A 24123-nucleotide genomic window follows, 5' to 3' on the forward strand; every position below is an offset into this window, starting at 1 on the left:
TTGTCACGGGGAGATCAGCTCAAGGAGCTGGCAAGCGACCTGTCGCATGCCGCCGAGGCGGCGCGCCGTCTTGGTCTGTCCACGACGGTATATCTGCTGTCGATGGCGCTGGTGGAAGTGCGGGAAGCCACTGCCGCCGATGGCGATGGGAATGACGACGGCGCGGCGTGAGCGCTGCCCCGTGCAGCTGCCCGATGTGCGGCTTTGTGCAACGCTGCTGAGCGCTTGCCGCCGACGAATTGGCGTTGCAAGTTTTGCGTTGCCGCAATAGCCAAGTGACTGGATCATCGAGTGATGACGCTGGCCGCGCCGGCGACGTGACGCTTTCAAGGATTCTCGCAAATGTCCATGCTGCCCAATTCGCAAGAGGCCCGGGATGTGGCCTACCAGCTCCATTCCTACACCAACGCGCGCGCCCATCAGCAGGCCGGTCCCCTGGTGATCGAACGCGGCGAGGGTCCTTACGTGTTCGACGCGTCGGGCAAGCGCTATTTCGAGGCGATGGCAGGCCTGTGGAGCGTCGGGCTCGGCTTCAACGAGAAGCGGCTGGTCGAGGCCGCGCACAAGCAGATGCTGGCGCTGCCGTTCTACCATACGTTCTCCGCCAAATCGCACGGGCCCTCGATCGATCTCGCCGAGAAGCTGGTGGCGCTCGCGCCGGTGCCCATGAGCAAGGTGTTTTTCACCAATTCCGGCTCGGAGGCGAACGACACTGTCCTGAAGCTGATCGCCTACCGCTCCAACGCGCTTGGCCAGCCACAGCGCAAGAAGGTGATAAGCCGGATGCGCGCCTATCACGGCGTCACCATCGCGTCCGCCAGCCTGACCGGGCTGCCGAACAACCACCGCTCATTCGACCTGCCGCTGCCGAACATCCTGCACACGGGCTCGCCGCATTTCTACAAGGACGGCGCGCCCGGCGAGAGCGAGGAAGCCTTCGCGACACGGCGGGCCGAGGAGCTCGATGCGCTGATCCAGAAGGAAGGCCCGGACACGATCGCGGCCTTCTTCGGCGAGCCGGTGATGGGGGCGGGCGGCGTCATCGTGCCGCCGGCGACCTATTGGGACAAGATCCAGAAGGTTTTGAACAAATACGACATCCTGCTGGTCGCCGACGAGGTGATCTGCGGTTTTGGCCGCACCGGCAAGATGTTCGGCTGCGAGACCTATGGCATCAAGCCTGACGCGATCGTGGTCTCCAAGCAGATCACCTCGAGCTATTTCCCGCTGTCGGCAATCCTCCTGAACGAGCGCATGTTCGAGCCGATCGCGGACGAGAGCAACAAGATCGGCGTGCTCGGCCACGGCTTTACCGCGGGCGGTCATCCGGTCGGCTCGGCGATTGCGCTGGAGAATTTGAAGATCATCGAGGAGCGTGGCCTGGTCGCACATGCCGCCGAGCTCGGCGGCTACATGCAAGCCAAGCTGCGCGAACTCACCAGCCATCCGCTGGTCGGCGAGGTTCGCGGCGTCGGCATGATCGCTGCGATCGAATTGGTACTGGATAAGGGGCGCAAGACCGCAGCGGCGACGCCCGGCGCCGTTGGCGGCATGGCCAGCCGCATGCTGCAGGAGCGCGGCGTCATTTCGCGTAACATGCTGGACGCCATCGCCATCTGCCCCCCGCTGATCGTCACCAAGGCCCAGATCGACGAGCTGATCGCGGCGATCTCAGGCGTGCTGGATGACATGAAGCCGGAAGTGGCGAAACTGACGCCGGCGTAGGCTCTCGCTTCGTACGGCGTTCGGTCTGACACCGTCACCCCCGCGCAACGGCGAAGCCGTTGTCGCTGGAGGTGCTCGCCCCTTTGGCGAGCCTCGAAGGGCGACGGCCCGACTGCGGCAGCGGGGCCGTGCATCCTTCCGAGGCTCCCCGTGCGATGCTTCGCACCGCGCGCCTCGCACCTCAGGATGACGGTGCAACACTGTTTTCGCGTTGGCAGTTAGCGACTTGCCTATTCCGCCCGCTGAACCCCGATCACGCGGCCTTTCTCGACCGCCAGCGCCAGCTCGCCGCGCTTCAGTTTCAGTGCGGCTTCGCCGAACAGTTCGCGGCGCCAGCCGCGTAGCGCCGGCACGTCGGCCTCGTCGCTGGCCGCGATCTCCTCGAGATCGTCGACGGTCGCAATCACCTTGCTGGCGACCGCATGGCGCTCCGCGGTCATCCGCAGCAGCACCTTCAATAGCTCCACGATCGCGGCGCCATTGTTATTGTTGCGCGGCTTCTCCAGCTTCGGCAGCGTGGCGGGATCCCGCGCCAGCCCGCGCTCGACCGCGGCGACGATGTCCGCGCCCCATTTTGATTTCTCGAAACCCTTCGGCACGGAGCGCAAGTTTGCGAGCTTTTCGATCGTGTTCGGCGCGTGGGTCGCGATGTCGCTGACGGCCTCGTCGCGCAGCACGCGGCCGCGCGGCACGTCGCGGCTCTGCGCCTCCTGCTCGCGCCAGGCGGCGACCTCCATCAGGACCGCAAGGTCCTTGGGCTTGCGCACCCGCGTCTTGAGCCGTTCCCAGGCGCGTTCGGGGTGGAAGTCGTAGGTCTTCGGCGAGGTCAGGACCTCCATCTCGATGGAGACCCACTCGCTGCGGCGGCGCTTCTTCAGATCGGCATCGAGCGCGGCGAACACGTCACGCAGATGCGTGACGTCGGACACGGCGTAATGCATCTGCTCCTTGGTCAGCGGCCGGCGCGACCAGTCGGTAAAGCGGTGGGTCTTGTCGGGCCGGTGGCCGGCGACCTTCTCGACCAGCGCGTCATAGGCGATGCTGTCGCCGTAGCCGAGCACCATGGCCGCGACCTGGGTGTCGAACACCGGGTGCGGAATGATGTTGGCCTGGTGCCAGATGATCTCGATGTCCTGGCGGGCGGCGTGGAACACCTTCAGCACGCCCTCGTTGGCCATCAGCTCGAAGAACGGCTTGAGGTCGATGCCCTCGGCCAGGGTGTCGATGACGATCGCTTCCTCGGCGCTGGCCATCTGCACCACGCACAGCAGCGGGTAATAGGTGGTCTCGCGCAGGAACTCGGTATCGACTGTTATGACGGGGTGCTTGGCCAGCCGGCTGCAGGCAGCCGCAAGGTCAGCGGTGGTGGTAATCAAATCCATGAACGGCCCATGACAAGTCCATCAGCCGTTCTGCCGAAAGCGCTGTGATGTCAAGGGGCTCTAAGCGAATTCGAGCCTTGCATTTGGGCCGGAATCGCATTTTCCGACGATAATCCTATTCGTAGCGGACCCGCCGCGAGGGTTTTCGGGCGCAAGGCAGTGCCACCACGACCACGCACATGGCGACCAGCGCCAGTCCCAGGAACTCGAAAACCAACAGATCCATGGCAAAACCCCTCGGAAACATTGCTAAACTTGTCCGGGGCGAATTGAGGGTCTGTTAATTCTCGTGGTTACCGGCGGCGGGCCGGGCCGGATGGTGGACGCGGGGTTAACGGGACTTGAGGCCCACGATCACGCCACGACCGCGGCGGCATCGGCGATCGCCTCGAGATCGTCGAGCCTCAGCCTGCCTGAAGGCATGATCTCGCGTGGAGGCCGGTCTGTTTGCGGAAACAGCCACGGCCGGACACGCCCCGCATCATAGGTTACGCCTTCGGCTAATCTAATCCTACAAATTGAACGTCCTCACGTCCCGCAGAACGTCTGCAACACCCGTTGGTCCGGCAGCGGCGGATCGGCGTAGGCCGCGTACTCGGGCTGGTCCTCGTAGGGCTTGGCCAGCACCTTTACCAATTCCTCGAACGGCGCGTAGTCGTCGTTGTTCACCGCGGCCAGGATCACGGCTTCGACGCGGTGGTTGCGGGGAATGAACATCGGGTTGATGGCGTGCATGGCGGCTTGCCGCTCGGTTGCAGACTGCGGCTCCAAAGCCGTGCGCTCGTGCCAGCGCCTGGCCCACTCGTCGAAGGCTGTGGGGTCCGTGAACTGCGCGCGCGCCTCATCCGCAACGAGACTGCCTGCGGCGTCGCCCAGCTTGCGGAAGGTGAGGGTGAAATCAGCCTGGTTCTTCGCCATCGCATCCAGCAGGTCCTGGATCAGCGCCTCGTCGCCGTCGCGCTCGGTGAATAGCCCGATCTTCCGGCGCAGGCCTGCCTGATAGGCTTTGCTGAAGGTGTCCGGAAATGCGCCAAGGATCTCCTGCGCCTGCTCGATCGCCTTTTCCTGCTCTTCACCAAACAGCGGCAACAGGCATTCGGCCAGTCGGGTCAGATTCCACAACGCGATGCGCGGCTGGTTGGCATAGGCATAGCGGCCCATCTCGTCGATCGAGGAAAACACCTGCGCGGGATTATAGGCGTCCATGAAGGCGCACGGACCGTAATCGATGGTCTCGCCGGAGACGGAGCTGTTGTCGGTGTTCATCACGCCGTGGATGAAGCCGACCAGCAGCCAGCGCGCGACGAGGCCGGCCTGGCGCGCGACGACACCGGCGAGCAGCGCGTGGTAGGGCCGATCGACGCCAAGCAGCTCCGGATAGTGCCTGGCGATGACGTGGTCGGCGAGCCTTCGGATCGCGTCGGTGTCGCGACGGACGGCAAAGAACTGGAAGGTGCCGACGCGGATGTGGCTCGAGGCCACGCGGGTCAGCACCGCGCCGGGCAGCGCGGTCTCGCGAATGACGTGCTCGCCGGTGACGACGGCGGCGAGCGAGCGGGTGGTCGGAATGCCCAGCGCGAACATCGCCTCGCTGACAATGTATTCGCGCAGCACCGGCCCGAGCGCGGCGCGGCCATCGCCGCGGCGGGAAAACGGGGTGGGGCCCGAGCCCTTGAGCTGGATGTCGCGGCGGATGCCGTCTTTGTCGATGACCTCGCCGAGCAGGACCGCCCGGCCGTCGCCGAGCTGTGGGACGAATTGCCCGAACTGGTGGCCGGCATAGGCCATGGCGATGGGATCGGCGCCTGCGGGAACCGTCTTGCCGGCCAGGATCTCGGCGCCCTCCGGCGTCTCCAAGACATCAGGGTCGAGTCCGAGCTGGAGCGCCAGCGGCCGGTTCAGCTTGATCAGCCGGGGCGCTGCCACCGGCGTCGGTGCGACCCGGGCGAAGAAGCTGTCCGGCAGCGCCGAATAGGAGTTCTGGAAGGGGAAATGAACCGTCATGGCCTCAAGATAGGCGTGGAACGCCTGATGGCAAAGGCTTGAGCCCAGATTGACCAGAAATGGGCACTTCCAGCCGAAAACAGGGCGTTCCCTTGGTTGCCGCCTTGGGCCCCGTCGGGTAAACCCTGCCGCAACTTTGGACCGGCCGTTTTCGGCGGTCCGATTCGATCCTCCGACATTGATTTTGGGACGACCATGCATCGCTACCGGTCACATACATGCGGCGCGCTCCGCGAGAACAACATCGGCGAGACGGTCCGCCTTTCAGGCTGGGTCCATCGCGTTCGCGACCATGGCGGCGTGCTGTTCATCGACCTGCGCGACCATTACGGCCTGACCCAATGCGTGGTCGATCCGGACTCGCCGGCGTTCTCGCAGGCTGAAAAGCTGCGCTCGGAATTCGTGGTGCGGATGGACGGCAAGGCCCGTCGTCGCCCCGAAGGCACCGACAATGACGATTTGCCGACCGGCAAGATCGAGATCTATGTCAGCGAGATCGAAGTTCTGGGCCCGGCCGGCGACCTGCCGCTGCCGGTGTTCGGCGAGCAGGAATATCCCGAAGACATCCGCCTGAAGTACCGCTTCCTCGATTTGCGCCGCGAGAAGCTGCATCAGAACATCATGACGCGCGTCGAGATCATCAAGTCGATGCGCCGGCGCATGGAGGGGCAAGGCTTCTTCGAGTTCAACACCCCGATCCTGACCGCGTCCTCGCCGGAAGGCGCGCGCGACTTCCTGGTGCCCTCGCGCATCCATCCGGGAAAATTCTACGCGCTGCCGCAGGCGCCGCAGCAGTACAAGCAGCTCTTGATGATGTCGGGCTTCGATCGTTACTTCCAGATCGCGCCCTGCTTCCGCGACGAGGATCCGCGTGCCGACCGTCTGCCCGGCGAGTTCTACCAGCTCGACGTCGAGATGAGCTTTGTCACGCAGGAAGACGTCTTCGCGGCGATGGAACCTGTCATCACCGGCGTGTTCGAGGAGTTCGCAAAGGGCAAGCCGGTGACCAAGGGCTGGCGTCGGATTCCGTTCGCCGAGTCGCTGCGAAAGTACGGCAGCGACAAGCCGGACCTGCGCAACCCCATCGAGATGCAGGACGTCTCCGAGCATTTTCGCGGCTCGGGTTTCAAGGTGTTCGCGCGCATGCTCGAAGATCCCAAGAACCAGGTCTGGGCGATCCCCGCGCCGGGCGGCGGCAGCCGTGCCTTCTGCGACCGCATGAATTCATGGGCGCAGGGCGAAGGCCAGCCGGGCCTCGGCTACATCATGTGGCGCGAGGGCGGCGAGGGTGCCGGTCCGCTCGCGAACAACATCGGGCCCGAGCGCACTGCTGCGATCCGCGCGCAGATCGGCACCAAGGAGGGCGATGCCGCCTTCTTCGTCGCCGGCGATCCCGACAAGTTCTGGAAGTTTTCAGGGTTGGCCCGCAACAAGGTCGGCGAGGAATTGAACCTCACCGACAAGGAGCGGTTCGAACTGGCCTGGATCGTCGACTTCCCGATGTACGAGTACAACGAGGAGGACAAGAAGGTCGACTTCTCGCACAACCCGTTCTCGATGCCGCAGGGCGGCTTGGAAACGTTGAAGTCGCAGGATCCGCTGACCATCAAGGCGTTCCAGTACGACATCACCTGCAACGGGTACGAGATTGCCTCGGGCGGCATCCGCAACCACGTACCGGAAGCCATGGTGAAGGCGTTCGAGATCGCCGGCTATGGCGAGCAGGAAGTGGTCGATCGCTTCGGCGGCATGTACCGCGCTTTCCAGTACGGCGCGCCGCCGCATGGCGGCATGGCCGCGGGCGTTGACCGCATCGTGATGCTCTTGTGCGGCACCAACAATCTGCGCGAGATCTCGCTGTTCCCGATGAACCAGCAGGCCATGGATTTGCTGATGGGCGCGCCGTCGGACGCCAGCACCAAGCAGCTCCGCGATCTGCATGTGAAGGTGAGCCTGCCGCAGAAGTGAGGCTGTCTCCGCAATGACGCCGACAGAGCTGCGCCTCGTTTCCCTACAGCCCCGTCGACGCCTCGATATTGAACTGCGCCAGCGTGCCCTCCGGGTCGGCATTGAAGAGCTGCATCAATTGCATCAGCGGCACCTTCGCGCGCGGCGTGACTTTGACGACGAGCGTCTGGCCCGGCGTTTCGATGAAGCTTGCGACCGCATCCACTGCCGTGCCTGCCTCCGGATTGGCGGGCGATATCTGCTCGGTAGGCTTTGACGCTGTCGACGAGTGTCTGGCGCGCGGCGTCGCGGCTGACATTTCGCCCCCGTGCATTCTGCGTCACCGCGGAATCGACGAAACCATTGTCGCGCACTGAGAACTCGAGCGCGACAGCCTCAATCCGGGCCGCTTGACCCATCAGTTGGGCGGGATCGGTCGAAAACACTTCGCGTCGTACGTTGCTGAGCGCGATACGCAATTGCACTTTTGCGATCCCGATGTCGAGGGTCGCGGGCGTCAGAACGAAGCTGTTGGACTGTTCTGTCCACGCCGCGCCGAGATCGAGGTCGATCGCGAGCTTGTCGATCCCGCTGAGCATCAATGTAATCTGCTTCGGGGCGGATGGATCGGTGGGCATGACCATCTTGGCGACCGCATGTACCTTGCTCGGGATCGAGCCGATCATCTAGATATTTGACCGCGCGCCCTGTTGATGGGGCCGCAATCGGATGTTGCCACCGGGGCGCCCGCCGTGCTTCATCCCGTTTCCATGACCCGGAAATACCACCCGAAGGCGGGCCGGTCAGGACAACGTAGTTTGAGGCCGGTAACGCGAGGCGAGACACCGCATGTCGTCTTATTCCGATGATCTCCACCAGGCGGCGCTGGCCTATCACCGTCTGCCGCGCCCCGGAAAGCTCGAGATCCAGGCGAGCAAGCCGCTCGCCAACCAGCGCGACCTCGCGCTTGCCTATTCTCCAGGCGTCGCCGCCGCCTGCATGGAGATCGCCAAGAACCCGGCGGAAGCGGCGACGCTGACGATCCGCTCCAATCTGGTCGCCGTGGTCTCGAACGGCACCGCCGTGCTTGGTCTCGGCAATATCGGCCCGCTGGCCTCGAAGCCGGTGATGGAAGGCAAGGCGGTCCTGTTCAAGAAATTCGCCGGCATCGACGTGTTCGACATCGAGATCGCCGCCGACACTATCGATCGCGTGGTCGAGACCGTGGCCGCGCTCGAGCCGACCTTCGGCGGCATCAATCTCGAGGACATCCGCGGACCGGAGTGCTTCGAGATCGAGGCGCAGCTCAAGGAGCGCATGAAGATCCCGGTCTTCCACGACGACCAGCACGGCACTGCGATCATCGTTGCCGCCGCCATCACCAATGGTCTCAGGCTGAACGGCAAGAAGCTGTCCGACGTCAAGATTGTGGCGTCGGGGGCAGGGGCCGCAGCGATCGCGACGCTGAACCTGCTGGTGTCGATGGGCGCGCAGCGCAAGAACATCTGGGTCTGCGACATCGACGGCCTCGTGCACGAGGGCCGCAACACCACGATGGACCGCTGGAAGGCGGTCTATGCGCAGAAGACCGACAAGCGCACGCTGGCCGACGTGATCGGCGGCGCCGACATCTTCATCGGCCTGTCGGCACCGGGCGTGCTCAAGCCCGAGATGGCCAAGGTGATGGGCGACAAGCCCCTGATCATGGCGCTCGCGAACCCGACGCCGGAGATCATGCCGGAAGAGGCGCGCAAGGCCCGCCCTGACGCCATGATCTGCACCGGGCGCTCGGACTATCCGAACCAGGTCAACAACGTCCTGTGCTTTCCCTTCATCTTCCGCGGCGCGCTCGACGTCGGCGCCACCGCGATCAACGAGGAGATGAAGCACGCCGCCGTGGAGGCCATCGCACAGCTCGCGCGCGAGGCGCCGTCCGACGCGGTCGCGCAAGGCTTTGACACCGGCGAAACGCAGGGTTTCGGACCGGGCTCGCTGATCCCGAGTCCGTTTGATCCCCGATTGATCCTGCGCATTGCGCCGGCGGTAGCGAAAGCGGCGATAGAATCGGGCGTTGCGACCCGGCCCATCACGAATTTCGACGAATACACCGCGCTGCTCGAGCGCTTCGCCTTCCGCTCCGGCCTCGTCATGAAGCCGATGTTCGCCAAGGCCAAGACCCAGCCGGTGCGCGTGATCTACGCCGAAGGCGAGGACGAGCGCGTGCTGCGCGCCACGCAAGTGGTGCTGGAAGAGAAACTGGCGACGCCGATCCTGGTCGGACGTCCGTCGGTGGTCGAGGCGCGCATCAAGCGCTTCGGCCTCTCGATCAAGGCCGGCAAGGACTTCGACCTCATCAATCCCGAGGACGATCCGCGCTACCGCTCCTACGTGCAGTCCTATGTCGAGGTCGCCGGCCGCTGCGGCGTCACGCCGGATGCGGCGCGCACGGTGGTGCGCACCAACAACACCGTCATCGCCGCGCTCGCGGTGGTGCGCGGAGAGGCCGACGCCATGCTCTGCGGAGTCGAGGGGCGCTACATGAGCCATCTGCGCCATGTCCGCGAGATCGTCGGGTTCTGCCCGGGGATCAGCGACTATGCGGCGCTGGCGCTGCTGATCACGAGCAAGGGCGCCTTCTTCATCGCCGACACCCAGGTGCGGCCCAATCCGAGCGCCGAGGAGCTCGCCGAGATCGCTTCGCTCGCGGCGGTTCACGTCCAGCGCTTCAACATCAAGCCGAAGATCGCCTTTGTGTCGCATTCGGATTTCGGCAGCTACGACACGGACTCCTCGCGCAAGATGCGCCGGGCAACCCAGCTCCTGAAGGAGAAGCATCCGGAGATCGAGGCCGACGGCGAGATGCAGGGCGACACCGCCCTCTCGGCCGCGGCGCGAAAAATGGTGCTGCCGCACTCCAAGCTCGAGGGCGAGGCCAACATTATGATGATGCCGAGCCTCGACACCGCCAACGTCGCCTATCAGATGATCAAGTCGCTGGCGGACGCGCTCCCCGTCGGCCCGATCCTGATCGGCCCGGCGCGCCCGGCCCACATCCTCACCCCGTCGGTGACGGCACGTGGCATCCTCAACATGACCGCGGTGGCCGTGGTCGAAGCGCAGGAGCGCGCGGCCCGGCAGCAGCCGACGTTGTTTACCTGAGGCGAACTGAAGCGCCGCCGGAGGTGCAATCCCTTCTCCCCTTGTTGTGGGAGAAGGTGGCGCGAAGCGCCGGATGAGGGGAAGTTCGTGCGCGGGGCTATTTTTGAATTACTTGCAGTTAGCGATTTCCCCGTTTGTAAACCGGCGAATGACTCTTCATAATCGCTCGGTGCTTTCGTCAAGGTTGCGATTTCAGAAAGCCTGAGCCAAGAGGCCGATCATGCCAGCGTTCGTGACTTTCGGGCGAATCCTGTTCGCCGTGCTGTTCATCTACACGGGCGCGGCAAGACTGTTTGCCATGCAGGCGACGGTTGATTTCATCACCGCCAAGGTCGTGGTGCCCGAGATGATCGCGCCTTACGCCAAGCAGATCGAGACGGCGACGGCCATGTCCACGCCGCAACTGCTGGCGATCGCGGTCGGCGTGCTCGAGATCATCGGGGGGGTGATGATCGCGCTGAATTTCGGTGCGCGCTTCTTCGCGATGCTGATGATCATCTATGTCGCGGTCGCGACCTTCCTGTTCTACGACTTCTGGAACCAGGCGGCGCCCGAGAACGCCAAGATGCTGGTTGACGCGCTCAAGAACCTCTCCATCATCGGCGCGCTGTTCATGATCATGGGCTACGGCCGCGCCACGCGTCCGGCCGAGGCGGCCTACGGGGACGTGTGAGGCTAAACCACCTACGTCCTACGCCACGGCGTGACGGTTACGTCATGCGCCGCATCGAGCAGATACGGCGTGCCCGGCTTCATCCCGTGTGACGCAAGCACCTCGTGCGGCGTCCGCGCCGGTACATCCACAAAACAGCCTTCGCCGCCGGGCAGCCGCAGATGGGGGGCTTCCGACAGCCAGAACGTGTCGTAGCGGTCCATGAACATGTCGAACACGACGGGGCCGCCGATGATCGCGATGGTGCCGGAGGCGACATCGGCGAAGGCGCAGGCCTCCTCGAAGCTCGCATGATCCGGATTCCACAATGTCGCGTTCGGCATCTCGGGATCGACGGTCAGAGCCTTGATCTTGCGGGTCAGGATCAGGCGCTTGCGCTTGGGTGAATTCGGCTGCTGCTCGTGGGAGTGCCGGCCGTGCACGACCAGCGCGGCGCGATCGAGCGCCTGTTCGAAGAACAGCTTGTCGCCTTCGAACTTCAGGCTGTCTGGCATGACGTGCGCCGGATCGGCGAGCATGCCGTCCGCGGAGACGATGACGTAGCCTTCGAAGCGGAAAGACAATTGCCGGCTATTCGGAAACTGTCGTGACGACGCTGTTGACCGGCCGGGTGCTGACTGTCGGCAGCTTGACGTCCTTGAGCAGCTCCTGATCGTATTCGGGCAGCGACGAAGCGGGGAACTTGGCGCGCATCGCCACCACCTTGTAGCCGCCCGCCTTCAGGCGCTTGAGCAACTCGGGCAAGGCCTCCGCCGTATGCTTCTGGAAGTCGTGCATCAAGATGATGCCCTTGCCCTTGCTGTCGAGCTTCTTCATCACGGTCTCGATCACCTTCTCGGGCTTCGAGGCCTTGAAGTCGAAGGAGTCGATGTCGCAGGAGAAGATCGCGACGTTGCGGTTGCCGAGATAGGTGACCATCTCCGGCGGGTGCTGGAGCGCCGGGAAGCGGAAGAACGGCGAGGGCGAGATGCCGCCGAGCGCCCATTTCACCGCGGAAAGACCCTTCTCGATCTCTTCCTTGCGCTGCTGCTCGCTGAGCTTCTTGTTGTTGAGGTTGGCGTGCGACCAGGTGTGGGTGCCCACGGTGTGGCCGGCCGCGTAGACCTGCTTCAGGATCTCCGGCTCATAGGTCGCGTGCTTGCCGATCGAGAAGAAGATGCCGGTGGTGCATTCGTCGGCGAGCGCCTTCAGCACAGCGGGTGTGTTCTTCGGCCAGGGACCGTCGTCGAAGGTCAGCACCACCTCCTTGTCGCGCAGGAAGTCGAGCTCCTTGAAATGCTCGAAGCCAAAGCCGGGGCCCCCCGTGGTGTCGATCTCGACGGTGCGGGCGACGCCGAGCGCGCCGGGCGTGTTGCAGGCGGCACGGGCAGGCTGCGGCGCTTGCTTCGGCGGCGGTGGGAAGGCCGGTTGCGCCGGTGCGGCGGCTGCAGCCGCGGGAGCAGCAGGTGCTGGAGCGGGCACAGCGGCGGGTGCCGCCTGGGTAGCGGCTGCAGGTTTTGCCGCGGGGGTCTGCGACCATGCCGCGCCTGTCAACGCAACTGACATCGCGCTTGCCAAAATCAGTCCTGCTGCCACACGCATGGTGTTGTCCTCGAGATTGATCCCGTTGTTCTGCCGTGGCTTTTCGCTTCCGGCAAAACCATCCTGCCCCAAACAATCCTAGCCTAGATGGTGGGCCCTCGCCATTGCAACGGCTGTTTGGCGCCTCACAACAATTGTGCCCAACCGGATTGGGCTGCGGCCCGTCAGCTGTCGGCCAGCGTCTTGGCGATTGCCGTCTTGATCCGCGTGTCGGCCGGCTCGACCGTGGATGCAAAGACGTCGGCGATGTAGCCGTCACGGCCGATCAGATATTTGTGGAAGTTCCATTTCGGGACCTCCTTTGGCCGCGCCTCTGCCGCCCATTTGTAGAACGGATGCGCCTTCGCACCGACCACGACGGCCTTGGCCGCAATCGGGAAGGTAACGCCATATTGGTGGTGCGCGGTCTCCGAGATCTCGCTGATGCCGCCGGGCTCCTGTCCGCCAAAATCGTTGGAGGGAACGCCGATCACGGTGAGCCCGCGTTCGCGAAACTCGCTCCAGATTTCTTGCAGGCCGGCATATTGCGGCGTGTAACCGCAGAGCGAGGCGGTGTTGACCACCAGCAGCGGCTTGCCGGTGAAAGCCGCAAGGCGGATGTCGTCGCCTGACAATGCAGGGAAGGAAAAGGCGTAGGCCGGTATACGGCTCATGCCGCCGTTGGCCAACGCGCGCGTTGCCGATGCGGCCGTCATCAGAAGCGCGGCGAGCATGGTCCTGCGGTTCAGCATGGCGGCGTCCCCCGACCTGATCCGGGACTCACCTTACTCCGCCGCGGCGATCAGCCTGCTCAACACCACGTTATCTGACGGGGCGAACTGCTCAGTAGAGCCGCACGATGAAGTCGGTGCCTTCGCCGGTCTCGCCCTGGTTGATGCCCTGGTCGGAGATGATGATCGATCCGCCCGATGTCAGCATCTCGTTGATCTTGACCATGGTGTCGGCAGGCATCGAGACGCGGTCGAGCGCCTCGGCCGGGCTGTCCGGTGTCACCACCGGCTTGATGGCGACGGGGATGACGGCGGCACCACGCTGGCGGCGTGTCGCGCGGCCGTCATCTTCGCGCGCGGCAGAGCGGACGGACACCGGCAAGGACACCACCGACCAATGCAGCGCATTGGCATCGGCCTTGTCGACTTCGGCGGTGAAGACATGCGTGCCGAGCGGCCGATCGCTCGCTGCGATCGTGACGGGCACCTCGAATAGCGGCGCAAAGTTCTGCCGCACGTAGAGCTTGGAATCCTTGCGGCTGATGAAGACCGCGATCTGGCCGGCGCGCTTGGGCGCTTCCGGCTTTGCGGCCGGCGCCGGATCGGCGGCGTGGGCTTCGTCCTTCTTGACGTCGGGCATGGCGGCCTGTGCCGGCGCGGTGGCCGGTGCATCGGACGTCTTCGCGGGCTCGGACTTTGCGGTGTCAGACTTTGCGGCGTCAGACTTTACGGCGTCAGACTTGGCAGCCTCTATCTTGTCTCCGGCAGCCGCCGAAGCCTTGGTCGTTTCTTTGGTCGTTTCTTTAAGCGCCTCCGCGGCTTCGACAGGCTTCGCTTCGGTGGTCGCGGGTTCCTGTGGCTTGGCCGCGTCAGATGCCTCAGCGGTCTTGGTCTCAGGCTTTGCCGTCGGCTCGGTCTGGGCCGATGCCGCGGCTTCGCCGCGGGTCGGCGCATTGCCGGTGGTCACGTCCGACATTACGGTGTGGCCTACCGACGAGCGCAGCTCGAGCTCGCCGGCGGCGCTGGCGGTCTTCGTTTCAGCCGGCTTGGCTTCGGCGGCCCAGGTATTGGCCGCGTCCTTGTCGGCCTTGTCGCTGGCATTGGTCTGCGGCTCCAGGCTGGCCGCGGGTTGCGGCGGCACGCGCACGGAGGCGAGCAGCGGATGTGAGAAGTTCTGCGGCGATATCTGGCGGGGCGAAACGATCACGCGCGCGCCCATCCTGGTCCAGTTCCACATCTTCACCGCGAACGCCATCGGCATGCGGATGCAGCCATGCGAGGCCGGATAGCCCGGCAGCACGCCGGCATGCATGGCGATGCCGGACCACGTGACCCGCTGCATGTACGGCATCGGCGCGCCGCTATAGATGTTGGAGTGGTGGAATTTGTGCTTTTGGATGACACTGAACACACCCATCGGCGTCGAATGGCCCTTCATGCCCGTCGACACCGGAGATTCCGCGAACACGCCGTTGGTGTCGTAGACCGTGACTCTCTGCCGGTCGATCGAGACGACGATGACGAGAGGACCTTGCGGTTTCGTGCCGGCTTCTTTCTCGGCAACGACGCCTTTCTTGCCGGCCGCGCCGCGCTTCTGTGGCTTCTGGCGCGGGACTTCGGAATGGCGCTCCTGGCGCCCGTAGAACCCGTCGGAATAATCGGTCCAGTAATAAAACGCTGCGTCTGCCTGGCTTGCGGTACCGATCGCACCCGCCGCCGTCAAAATGGCGACCTGCCAAAGCCGCGTCGGTTTGGCAGAAAAACCGGACCCTTTCACGCTATTCATCTTCCAATCCACAATCCAAATCAGATGTTAGTCTCTCAGAGGGGATACGCGTTCACCAGCACGGCAGTTCTGCCATCAGCTACTTTTGTCCAAACCGTAGCAAGAAAGCCTCACGGAGCGGTAAACGGCGGGCGTGTCGGATTGCGGGCCGTCTTCCTGATCGGCCGCCAGATGCCTACATTGCAGGGACTTGTTACCGGAGAACTTCATGTCATCTCGTTTCCCCGGTCTTTCCGGCATCCGCTTGAAAGGCCTCGCTTTATTCTTCCTGGCGCTGACCGGGTCGGCAACGTCTGCCTCCGCCGCGGACGAGCCCGATCTGATCTTCCGCCGATCGACCGTGTTCAAATGGATGAGCCCGAACGACAAGCTCGCGACCTACGGGTTGGACGATCCTGAGGTCGAGGGCGTGGCCTGTCATTTCACGATACCGGAGAAGGGCGGCTTCAAGGGCTGGTTGGGCCTTGCCGAGGAGGTTTCGGACATCTCGCTCGCCTGCCGTCAGGTCGGCCCGATCAAGTTCAAGAACAAGATGGAGCAGGGCGACGACATGTTCCGCCAGCGCCGCTCGCTGTTCTTCAAGAAGATGCAGATCGTTCGCGGCTGTGACGCCAAGCGCAACGTGCTGGTCTACATGGTTTATTCGGACAGGCTGATCGAGGGTTCACCGAAGAACTCGACCTCGACCGTACCGATCATGCCATGGGGGCCTGCGGACGCAAACGTCCAGAAGTGCGGCGAATTCTTCACTCAGTGACGCGCTTGCGTTCACTCAATGACGTTTGCGTTCACTCAGTGATGCCTGCGCGGCAGGCGCGGGGCTTTGCAAGATGCGAGCCGGTCAGCCGCACGAACATCTGTGGCACGGCCTCAAAGCCGCGGCTCGATTGCAGCACCATTTCGCCCGACGAGGCGGCGCCGCTGCGAACGGGTCGTTGATCTCCGCGGTCTGTCCGTAGGTCCGCATCGCGCGGCCGTGCGCGATCTTGCGCCATCATGATGGCCATTCCTCAAATGAGCGCGCCCAGTGATCCGGACGTCCAGGTTTCGATGGCTTGGGTCGCAGCCGAAGCGCCCCCAGTTCAACAGGGCCCAGCCTTCGTTCGGCTTCTCTTCAGCAGAAAAACGTAAAATGCATGTGAACCGTGTGAGGCGGGACCATGACGGCGCCTATCGTCCGGCGCACGTCCGAGCTCGCACGGAACCTGCCAACGACATTGGGCAGCGGCACGACCCATTTGAAAAGACTGAGATTTTCCGTCGAATGTGTCGTCGCCCCGAGCGGGACGAAACAATTCTCACGGAGATGAAACCATTTTCGGCCTTTGGCGCATCACACGCGAAACCGCCCATGGTTATCACCTCACAACGACGACGGTTCACCGCCGGCCACCGAATTCGGAGACAAGTCCATGCGCACGCTCAGCCTCATCCTTGCTTTTGGTTTCGTGCTCGCCGGCTCCTCGTTCGCAGGCTCGCCGGACGGCAATCTCCCGGGTGTCGGCACCTTCCGGTACAGCGGCTCGCCAATCACGACCACTGCGCCGCAGCCGATCGTGGTCGCCGCGCGCTTCTGATCGCCAACAACAAAAAAACAGCCGATAAAGGCCATCATGCTTGTTCGTTTCGGCGCTGCGGCGTTCATATCTGTTCTGATGATCAGTGCCGCCCAGGCCCAGGTGCGTTCGCCCGCGAGGCTGCCGGATCCCCGCACCGAATTCGTGCGTCAGTGTGCGCCGCGCATGCTCGGGCGCTGGGAACATCCGGAGGAAGTCTGCGGCTGCCTGCACGACCATGCCGCCGCGGTCGTCGAGGATCGGGATTTGCGCGAGGCGCTGCTGCGCGGCATCAGCGAGACCGGCGTGCCGACGATCGAGACCGATTGGGTGCCGACGTCCAAGCAAGGCGAGATCGGGCCGACCTTCACCAAAATCGCCAAGCCGACCCTGCAATGCATGTTCGATCCGGCCAAATCGTAGCCGTCACCTCGATCTTGGACCGTGTCGCGGCACGCAGACGCTGGTCCGCGCCACGCCCTTCTCGGTCATCTTGGCGCCGCGCACTTCCTTGATCTGTCCGGCGGGGCAGGTTCCGTCATCCACCTGAACGCGCTGGCCGAGCTTGAGATCGACGATGTCCTGCTCGCGTCCGATCGTGCCTGCGTGCGCCGTCGCGGCGAGTGCGATGGAGATCAGGAGCGAGAGTCCAGTCGCACGGCACAGCAGCATGGTGTGAGGTCCCCATCGATGCCGCAATGTAGGGAGCGGCAGCCGATTCTCATAGTGAACGTTCGTCATGCCCGCCGGGCCGGCTTGCTCCTCGCACGCAAGGCCGCGCGCGATTCCCGCGCGAGCCGCTCGGCGGAAGCCACGAGCTTCGGAACCGAGTGGCCGGAAAATCCCAGCACGAAACCGGGCAGGGGACGTGCCCGTGAATAGGTGTCGGCCAATAGCCAGCCTTCGGCGCCGGCGGCCTGCTTGGCTTCTGCCGCAACGGGCAGGTCCACCGAGGGATCGAACCGGGCGACAAGATGCAGACCCTGTGACGGGACCGGCACCGACAGCACGCCGTCGGATGCGGCTTCCAGGGTCTCGGCCAGCGCGTCGCGCGCCTCGCGGTACAGCTTGCGCACCCGCTTCAGGTTCGCGGCAAACGCGCCGGAGTTGAGCATGTCGGCCACCGCGCCCTCCATCAGCGTGCCGGGAAACCGGTCGAGCGCGGCCCGCGCGGCGGTGACGTCCGCGATCAGGCGCTCGGGCAGGGCGCAATAGCCGATGCGCAGGCCCGGAAACAGCGTCTTGGCGAACGTGCCCATGTAGATCACGCGCTGGAGGTGATCGATGCCTGCAAGCGACATCAGCGGCGCGCCATCATAACGGAACTCACTGTCGTAATCGTCCTCCAGCACGAAGGCGCCAGCCTGCTTCGCCCAGTCCAGCAGCTCGAGCCGCCGCGGCATCGACATCTGCACGCCCAGCGGAAACTGGTGCGACGGCGTCACATAGGCTGCGCGCGCGGACCGCGCCGCATTGCGGCCCCTGGCGACACGCATGCCGTACGCGTCGACGGGAACGGGCACGGCGCGATAGCCGCAATGCGCGATAGTTTTCCGCGCAGCCGGGTAGCCGGGGTCTTCGCACCAAACCTGGTCGTTCGGCTTCAGAATCGCGCTCAGCACGATGCGTAGCGCATGCAGCGTGCCTGACGTCAGCATGATCTGATCGGGATCGCAGCGCAGGCCACGCGCCGACAAAAGATGATCGGCGATGGCGGCACGCAGCTCGCGGCTTCCACGAGGATCGCCATAATGCAGATGCTCCGCGCCGAAGGCGCGCATGCGCCGGCCGATGAAGGCGCGGAAACGCTGCACGGCTCGCGCGTCGATATGGGTGCAGCCGAGCGAAAACGCGCCTTGCCCCGGCGTTTCGACGATGATCTTCGGCCGCTTCGGCTCGGCCGCGCGCGCGGGGATACGCGCGGCGACGAACGTGCCGGAGCCGACGGCGGCGTCGGCAAAGCCGTCGGCGATCAGGCGCTCATAGGCGGTGACGACGGCGTTGCGCCGAAAGCCGGTCTGTTTGGCCAGCGTGCGCGACGGCGGCAGCGGCTCCCCGGGTTTCACCAGGCCGTCGACGATCATCTCGCACAGTGCCTGATACAGCCGGTGCGCCGACGAGGCGGCGGCCGTGATGTGCGGGCCCGTGAGGTCGAGCGGCAGCTCGGCCTTGGCCGGCGAGGGGACAGAATTGGTCGGAATTTTTTGCATGGAATTGGCACTATCGCAGACCAAATCCAGGGCTACAACTGCTCGGGAATTGTACCAGTCCGACAGGAGCGGCCGTGAGCCAGACCGAGAGCCAAAATTCCTATCCGACGTCCGCGCGCAACCAGGTGAAGCGCCGTCACGACCGCGGCTTCTACGATCACGATACCGTTCATCGCATCCTGGATTCTTCGATGCTCTGCCACGTCTCTTACGCGATCAACGGCCAACCCTATTGCACGCCCACTTTCTTCTGGCGCGAAGGGACCAAGCTGTACTGGCACGGATCGAGCGCCAGCCGCATGCTGCGCAACCAGACCAAGGGCGAACGCGTGTGCCTGACGGTCGCCCATCTCGACAGCCTGGTGCTGGCGCGCTGCGGGTTCAATCACTCGGCCGACTACCGCGCCGTGATGGCGTTCGGCACCGCCTATCTCGTCACCGATCCAGAGGAGAAAGAGCGCGCGGTGATCGCCATGGTCGACCGCTTCTTCCCGGATCGCACCGCAAGCCTGCGGGCGACCAATACGCAGGAGATCAAGGCGACCTCCTTCATCGCGATGGAGATCGAGGAAGCCTCCGCGAAAGTCCGTGCCAAGGGTGTCGCCGACGATGACGAGGACTACGAATTGCCGATCTATGCCGAACGCATTCCGGTGCGCACCGTGCTCGGCGCGCCGGAACCTTGCCCGCGGCTGCTCGACGGCGTGAGCCGGCCGGCGACACTGAATGGCTATTCCGAGGGCCGGCTGCTCGAAGATGCATTGCGGGATGCCTATTTTGCAGAGTACCCGAACGGCTGAAATCGGCTAGCTTGCGCTCCATCGATGATCTGAATGCCCAATTGGAGTTGCCTGATGAATGCCGAAACGCAGCAGAGGATTCTTGGCGCCGTCGACGCCGGCTTCGAAGCCCAGCTTGCGATCACAAGCGATTTCGTCGCGATCCCCTCGACCCGCGGGGCGGAGGGACCGTGCCAGGACATGATCGGCGACCTTCTGCGCGAGCGCGGCTACGAGGTCGACGACTGGCACATCAATGTCGACGACCTCAAGGATTTGCGCGGCTTCGGGCCCATCGAGCATGACTTCTCGAAGGCGCGCTCGGTGGTCGGGACCTATCGTCCGCAAACGAATGGCGGCAAATCGCTGATCCTGCAGGGCCACTGCGACGTCGTGCCCGCGGGGCCGCTGGAACTGTGGGACACCCCGCCATTCTCGCCCGTCATTAAGGACGGCAAGATGTTCGGCCGCGGTGCCTGCGACATGAAGTCGGGCACCATCGCAGCCCTGTCAGCGCTCGATGCGATCAAGGCCGCGGGCCTCAAGCCGACGGCGCGGATTCATTTCCAGTCCGTGATCGAGGAGGAGAGCACCGGCGTCGGTGCGCTCTCGACGCTTCAGCGCGGCTATCGTGCGGACGCCTGCTTCATCCCTGAGCCGACCGGCGGCAAGATGGTGCGCTCGCAGGTCGGCGTGATCTGGTTTCGTCTGCGCGTGAAGGGCCATCCGACCCACGTCGCCTTCGCCGGCTCCGGCGCGAACGCAATCATGGCTGCCTATCATTTGATCCAGTCGCTGCAAAAGCTCGAGGTCGAGTGGAACGAGCGTGCGAAAGCCGATCGGCACTTCAAGACGCTGAACCATCCCATCAACTTCAACCCCGGCATCATCAAGGGCGGCGACTGGGCTTCCAGTGTGCCGGCCTGGTGCGACGTCGATTGCCGCATTGCAGTGTTGCCGGGCTGGTCGATCGCCGATCACCAGAAGGAGATCATGGCCTGCGTTGCTGCTGCCGCGCGCAACCACCGCTTCCTCGCCAACAATCCGCCGGAGATCGAATGGTCGGGCTTCTTGTCGGAGGGGTATGAACTGACTGACGCCGCCGCGCCCGAGGCGGCGTTCGGCAAGGCCTTCAACAGCGTCTATGGCGGCGAGGTCGAAGACCTCGTCTTCACCGCGCTCACCGACACCCGCTTCTATGGCCTCAATCACGGTATCCCAAGCCTCTGCTTCGGCGCGAGCGGCGGCGAGATGCACGGCTTCAATGAATTCGTCGATCTGGACTCGCTAAGGAAGACGACCAAGGCGATGGCGCTGTTCATCGCGGATTGGTGCGGGGTCGAGAAGGGGTAGGTCTCGTGTCCCGGCTCTGCGGCGTAGCGCGAAGCTGTGCGCCGCAGAGCCGGGACCCACGTCACCGCACACGTTGGACCCCGGTTCAGCAGCGCACCGCTTCGCGCTGCGCTGCGCCCGGGGAACGAACCAGACAAAGCTTCGCCTGCCCAATCCACCGGCGCCCCAAATCCTTTAAGCTTAAACTAAAGACTAGGATGCCGCCCGCGCCGGTGGCAGACTGGCGTCAGGTCCACAAGGCCTGAGTCCGTCGAGGAAGCAGCGATGCGCGATTGGGATGATGCTTACGCCAATTCAGCCCATATCCCGGGCTCGGACAAGATGCCGGCGCAATGGACGGAGCGGGCGGCGGCTTACCGCGCCGGTCTGAAAGGTTTTCGCGCTGACATCGCCTATGGCCCGGCTGAGCGCCAGTGCCTCGACCTGATCCTGCCCGACGGCGACAGTAAGGGCCTCGTCGTGTTCGTCCACGGCGGCTACTGGATGCGCTTCGACAAATCGACATGGACTGATCTCGCCGAAGGCGCGCGTCAACACAGCTGGACGGTGGCATTGCCGAGCTACACGCTGGCGCCATCCGCGCGCATCTCAGACATCACCGCCGAGATCACCGCCGCCATCTCCAAGGCGGCTTCGCTCGTCGCAGGCCCGATCCGGCTCGCCGGCCACTCCGCCGGCGGGCATCTCGTCACGCGCATGCTGTGCGATGATAGCCGGCTCGAGCCCGCCGTCTTCAACCGCATCGTCGGCACGCTCTCGATCAGCGGGCTGCATGATCTGCGTCCGCTGCTCAAGACCAGGATGAACGAAACGCTGCGCATGACGATGGAGGAGGCGACGCTGGAAAGCGCGGCGCTGCATCTGCCGCGCGGGCATTCGCCCGTGACCGTCTGGGTCGGCGGCAACGAGCGACCCGAATTCATCCGCCAGTCCGATCTGATGGCCAATGTCTGGACTGGATTCGACGTGTCGACGCGCCTCGTTGTCGATCCCGGGCTGAACCATTTTACCGTGATCGACGCCCTCAAGGACCCGTCATCGCCAATCACCGCGCGCCTGATCGGCCTCGACTGACGAGGCCTGGAAGATCGATCGAAAGGGCTTGTCATGACGTCCAGCGACTACGATCCCGCAAGCGACGGCGCCGAGACCGATTTCGCCCGGCGCATGTCCTATGGCAACTATCTGGCGCTGGACGCCATTCTCGGCGCGCAGCATCCGCTCTCGGAAGCGCATGACGAGATGCTGTTCATCATCCAGCATCAGACCACCGAACTCTGGATGCGGCTCGCTATCCACGAGCTCAGCGCCGCACGCCGCGCGATCGGAAAGGACGAGGTCGCCCCCGCGATGAAGATGCTGGCGCGGATGTCGCGCATCTTTGAACAGCTCAACAATGCCTGGGACGTGCTGCGCACCATGACGCCCAGCGAGTACACGCGCTTCCGCTCGCAGCTTGGCCAGTCCTCAGGCTTCCAGTCGCGGCAATACCGGCTGATCGAATTCCTGCTCGGCAACCGCAACCACGCCATGCTCAAGCCGCACGCGCACGATGTGGAAACCACGCAGCTGCTCGAAGCCGAGCTGGCGACGCCAAGCCTCTATGACGAGGTGCTGCGGCTCGCCGACCGCAACGGGCTCAAAATGCCCGCGGCCGTGCTGGCGCGCGATGTTCGAGAGACCCATAGCTTCAATGAAGGCGTTCTGCAGGCCTGGCGTATCGTCTACGAGGCGCCGGAGACGCACTGGATGCTCTACGAGGTCGCCGAAAAGCTGGTCGATTTCGAGGATTATTTCCGGCGCTGGCGTTTCAACCATGTGACGACGGTCGAGCGCGTCATCGGCTTCAAGCGCGGCACCGGCGGCACCGGCGGCGTCAGCTATCTCAAGCGCATGCTGGAAGTGGAGCTGTTCCCCGAACTCTGGCGCGTGCGCACGATCCTGTAGAGATTTTCATGACCAAGCTTCGCGTCTACGTCGACACCAAAGCGCTGTTCCATATGCCTGACGGTGTAATCTATCTCGACGGTAATTCGCTCGGCGCGTTGCCGCTTGGCGTTGCCGAGCGCGTCAGCCGCATCATCACCGCCGAGTGGGGCGACCAGCTGATCCGCGCCTGGAACAGTGCGGGCTGGTATGCCCAGCCGCGCCATGTCGGCGATCGCATCGCGCGACTGATCGGTGCGGAAGCCTGCTCAGTGATGGTGGGCGATACTCTGTCGCTGAAAGTCTATCAAGCGCTCGCGGCCGCGCTCGACATGAACGCGTCGCGCAAGGTCGTCCTGTCAGACGCCGGCAATTTCCCGACCGACCTCTACATGGCCGAAGGCCTGATCGCGACGCTCGGCCGTGGCCATCAATTGCGCCTGGTGGCGCCGGAGGAGATCGAGGCTTCGTTGTCGGAGGAGATCGCGGTGCTCTACATCACCGAGGTCGATTACCGCACCGGACGACGCCACGACATCTCGAAGCTGACCGCAAGAGCGCATGCGCTCGGCATTGTCACGGTCTGGGACCTCGCGCATTCGGCCGGCGCACTGCCGGTTGACCTTGCCGGCACCGGCGCTGATTTCGCCGCCGGGTGCACCTACAAATACATCAACGCCGGCCCCGGCGCGCCGGCCTTCCTCTACGTCGCGCCGCGCCACGCCGACAGCGTGCGCGCCGCGCTGTCGGGGTGGATGGGCCACGCAAAGCCGTTCGCGTTCGAATTGGCCTATGCGGCTGCGGGCGGCGTCGAGCGCATGCGCATCGGGACACCTCCAGTGCTGGCGATGGCGGCGCTGGAGGCCTCGCTCGATATCTGGGACAGGGTCGATATCGCGGAGGTCCGGGCCCGCTCGCTGGCGCTCGGCGATCTCCTCATCAGCGAAGTCGAGCGCCGCTGCCCGCAGCTGACGCTCGTTACCCCGCGCGCCCATGAGCGCCGCGGCTCGCAAGTCTCGTTCGCCTTCGAGGGCGGCTATGCCGCGATGCAGGCCCTCATCGCCCGCGGCGTCATCGGCGATTTCCGCGCGCCTGACATCATGAGGTTCGGCATCACGCCGCTGTATATCGGCGAGGCCGAGGTCATGAAGGCAGCCGAGATCATCGAGGAGGTGATCGCGGGCGAGGTGTGGCGGCGGCCGGAGTATCAGGTCGTGAATGCGGTGACTTGAGAAGGGTCTGCCGTGAAGTGGCGCATGGCGGCACCATACGCGCAAACGCTCCGTCCAATGTCACGGCGGCTATGACCTCGGACGTCATTGCTTTGCCGCG

At 64.3% G+C, this 24123-nt stretch carries 24 protein-coding genes and 1 pseudogene; 14 read left to right on the forward strand and 11 right to left on the reverse strand.

Annotated elements, in window-relative coordinates; genetic code table 11:
- Positions 1 to 171, forward strand: a complete 171-nt coding sequence (locus tag IVA74_RS17615) for a hypothetical protein (RefSeq protein ID WP_247346393.1) — start codon at positions 1 to 3, stop codon at positions 169 to 171.
- A gap of 171 nt (positions 172 to 342) precedes the next feature.
- The gene (locus IVA74_RS17620; protein WP_247346405.1) at positions 343 to 1725 is read left to right on the forward strand and encodes an aspartate aminotransferase family protein; all 1383 of its coding nucleotides are present in this window, start codon (positions 343 to 345) and stop codon (positions 1723 to 1725) included.
- 230 nt (positions 1726 to 1955) lie between these two features.
- On the opposite strand, the gene rnd is transcribed toward IVA74_RS17620, so the two are convergent.
- The 3 genes and pseudogenes from rnd to IVA74_RS17635 form a co-directional block, all read right to left on the reverse strand.
- Positions 1956 to 3107: a ribonuclease D gene (gene rnd, locus IVA74_RS17625; RefSeq protein WP_247346408.1), complete on the reverse strand. Its 1152-nt coding sequence runs from the start codon at positions 3105 to 3107 to the stop codon at positions 1956 to 1958.
- Between the two features lie 366 nt (positions 3108 to 3473).
- Positions 3474 to 3587 (reverse strand): annotated as a pseudogene (locus IVA74_RS17630) (LysR family transcriptional regulator); the annotation flags it as partial.
- Between the two features lie 48 nt (positions 3588 to 3635).
- Positions 3636 to 5111 (reverse strand): protein adenylyltransferase SelO, encoded by a 1476-nt coding sequence (locus IVA74_RS17635; RefSeq protein ID WP_247346410.1) that lies wholly within the window; start codon positions 5109 to 5111, stop codon positions 3636 to 3638.
- Positions 5112 to 5306: 195 nt separating this feature from the next.
- On the opposite strand from IVA74_RS17635, the gene aspS reads away from it, so the two are divergent.
- Positions 5307 to 7079 (forward strand): aspartate--tRNA ligase, encoded by a 1773-nt coding sequence (gene aspS / locus IVA74_RS17640; RefSeq protein WP_247346412.1) that lies wholly within the window; start codon positions 5307 to 5309, stop codon positions 7077 to 7079.
- 43 nt (positions 7080 to 7122) lie between these two features.
- Here aspS and IVA74_RS17645 read toward each other — a convergent pair whose 3' ends face one another.
- On the reverse strand, positions 7123 to 7377 hold the full coding sequence (locus IVA74_RS17645) for a hypothetical protein (protein ID WP_247346414.1): 255 nt from the start codon (positions 7375 to 7377) through the stop codon (positions 7123 to 7125).
- Between the two features lie 91 nt (positions 7378 to 7468).
- Between IVA74_RS17645 and IVA74_RS17650 the strand changes: the two genes are divergently transcribed.
- The 3 genes from IVA74_RS17650 (at position 7469) to IVA74_RS17660 (ending at position 10890) form a co-directional block, all read left to right on the forward strand.
- Complete coding sequence (locus tag IVA74_RS17650) at positions 7469 to 7756, forward strand: hypothetical protein (RefSeq protein ID WP_247346417.1); 288 nt, start codon at positions 7469 to 7471, stop codon at positions 7754 to 7756.
- Between the two features lie 151 nt (positions 7757 to 7907).
- Entirely contained in the window at positions 7908 to 10217 is a 2310-nt protein-coding gene (locus tag IVA74_RS17655; protein WP_247346419.1) for an NADP-dependent malic enzyme, read from the forward strand.
- Positions 10218 to 10437: 220 nt separating this feature from the next.
- The gene (locus tag IVA74_RS17660) at positions 10438 to 10890 is read left to right on the forward strand and encodes a DoxX family membrane protein (protein WP_247346422.1); all 453 of its coding nucleotides are present in this window, start codon (positions 10438 to 10440) and stop codon (positions 10888 to 10890) included.
- 11 nt (positions 10891 to 10901) lie between these two features.
- Here IVA74_RS17660 and IVA74_RS17665 read toward each other — a convergent pair whose 3' ends face one another.
- The 4 genes from IVA74_RS17665 to IVA74_RS17680 all read right to left on the reverse strand — a co-directional run bounded on the left by IVA74_RS17665 (position 10902) and on the right by IVA74_RS17680 (position 14967).
- Positions 10902 to 11453, reverse strand: coding sequence for a dihydrofolate reductase (locus tag IVA74_RS17665; RefSeq protein ID WP_247346424.1), 552 nt, complete (start codon positions 11451 to 11453; stop codon positions 10902 to 10904).
- A 7-nt stretch (positions 11454 to 11460) separates the two neighbouring features.
- Positions 11461 to 12471 carry a polysaccharide deacetylase family protein gene (locus IVA74_RS17670; protein ID WP_247346437.1) on the reverse strand — a complete coding sequence of 337 codons (1011 nt, stop codon included), beginning with the start codon at positions 12469 to 12471 and terminating at the stop codon, positions 11461 to 11463.
- A gap of 164 nt (positions 12472 to 12635) precedes the next feature.
- A complete protein-coding gene (locus tag IVA74_RS17675; protein WP_247346439.1) occupies positions 12636 to 13202 on the reverse strand; it encodes a glutathione peroxidase in 567 nt (188 codons plus the stop codon).
- A gap of 91 nt (positions 13203 to 13293) precedes the next feature.
- On the reverse strand, positions 13294 to 14967 hold the full coding sequence (locus tag IVA74_RS17680) for a L,D-transpeptidase family protein (protein WP_247346462.1): 1674 nt from the start codon (positions 14965 to 14967) through the stop codon (positions 13294 to 13296).
- Between the two features lie 208 nt (positions 14968 to 15175).
- On the opposite strand from IVA74_RS17680, the gene IVA74_RS17685 reads away from it, so the two are divergent.
- On the forward strand, positions 15176 to 15724 hold the full coding sequence (locus tag IVA74_RS17685) for a CreA family protein (RefSeq protein ID WP_247346465.1): 549 nt from the start codon (positions 15176 to 15178) through the stop codon (positions 15722 to 15724).
- 31 nt (positions 15725 to 15755) lie between these two features.
- On the opposite strand, the gene IVA74_RS17690 is transcribed toward IVA74_RS17685, so the two are convergent.
- A complete protein-coding gene (locus IVA74_RS17690; protein WP_247346467.1) occupies positions 15756 to 15965 on the reverse strand; it encodes a hypothetical protein in 210 nt (69 codons plus the stop codon).
- Positions 15966 to 16379: 414 nt separating this feature from the next.
- Between IVA74_RS17690 and IVA74_RS17695 the strand changes: the two genes are divergently transcribed.
- Together IVA74_RS17695 and IVA74_RS17700 are read left to right on the forward strand one after the other, a co-directional pair.
- Positions 16380 to 16544, forward strand: coding sequence for a hypothetical protein (locus tag IVA74_RS17695; protein ID WP_247346471.1), 165 nt, complete (start codon positions 16380 to 16382; stop codon positions 16542 to 16544).
- A 36-nt stretch (positions 16545 to 16580) separates the two neighbouring features.
- Entirely contained in the window at positions 16581 to 16946 is a 366-nt protein-coding gene (locus IVA74_RS17700; protein WP_247346472.1) for a hypothetical protein, read from the forward strand.
- A 3-nt stretch (positions 16947 to 16949) separates the two neighbouring features.
- On the opposite strand, the gene IVA74_RS17705 is transcribed toward IVA74_RS17700, so the two are convergent.
- Both IVA74_RS17705 and IVA74_RS17710 read right to left on the reverse strand, forming a co-directional pair.
- Positions 16950 to 17195: a DUF6719 family protein gene (locus IVA74_RS17705; protein WP_247346474.1), complete on the reverse strand. Its 246-nt coding sequence runs from the start codon at positions 17193 to 17195 to the stop codon at positions 16950 to 16952.
- A 65-nt stretch (positions 17196 to 17260) separates the two neighbouring features.
- Positions 17261 to 18733 carry a PLP-dependent aminotransferase family protein gene (locus tag IVA74_RS17710; protein WP_247346476.1) on the reverse strand — a complete coding sequence of 491 codons (1473 nt, stop codon included), beginning with the start codon at positions 18731 to 18733 and terminating at the stop codon, positions 17261 to 17263.
- 74 nt (positions 18734 to 18807) lie between these two features.
- On the opposite strand from IVA74_RS17710, the gene IVA74_RS17715 reads away from it, so the two are divergent.
- The 5 genes from IVA74_RS17715 (at position 18808) to kynU (ending at position 24023) form a co-directional block, all read left to right on the forward strand.
- Complete coding sequence (locus IVA74_RS17715; protein WP_247346488.1) at positions 18808 to 19533, forward strand: pyridoxamine 5'-phosphate oxidase family protein; 726 nt, start codon at positions 18808 to 18810, stop codon at positions 19531 to 19533.
- Between the two features lie 54 nt (positions 19534 to 19587).
- Positions 19588 to 20865, forward strand: coding sequence for an ArgE/DapE family deacylase (locus tag IVA74_RS17720; protein ID WP_247346510.1), 1278 nt, complete (start codon positions 19588 to 19590; stop codon positions 20863 to 20865).
- A gap of 264 nt (positions 20866 to 21129) precedes the next feature.
- Positions 21130 to 21939: an alpha/beta hydrolase gene (locus tag IVA74_RS17725; RefSeq protein ID WP_247346513.1), complete on the forward strand. Its 810-nt coding sequence runs from the start codon at positions 21130 to 21132 to the stop codon at positions 21937 to 21939.
- Between the two features lie 33 nt (positions 21940 to 21972).
- Entirely contained in the window at positions 21973 to 22812 is an 840-nt protein-coding gene (gene kynA, locus IVA74_RS17730; protein ID WP_247346527.1) for a tryptophan 2,3-dioxygenase, read from the forward strand.
- Positions 22813 to 22820: 8 nt separating this feature from the next.
- Positions 22821 to 24023: a kynureninase gene (gene kynU / locus IVA74_RS17735; protein WP_247346530.1), complete on the forward strand. Its 1203-nt coding sequence runs from the start codon at positions 22821 to 22823 to the stop codon at positions 24021 to 24023.
- The last annotated feature ends 100 nt before the right edge of the window (positions 24024 to 24123 follow it).

It is taken from the genome of Bradyrhizobium sp. 132, from assembly GCF_023074185.1.
Lineage (GTDB): Bacteria > Pseudomonadota > Alphaproteobacteria > Rhizobiales > Xanthobacteraceae > Bradyrhizobium.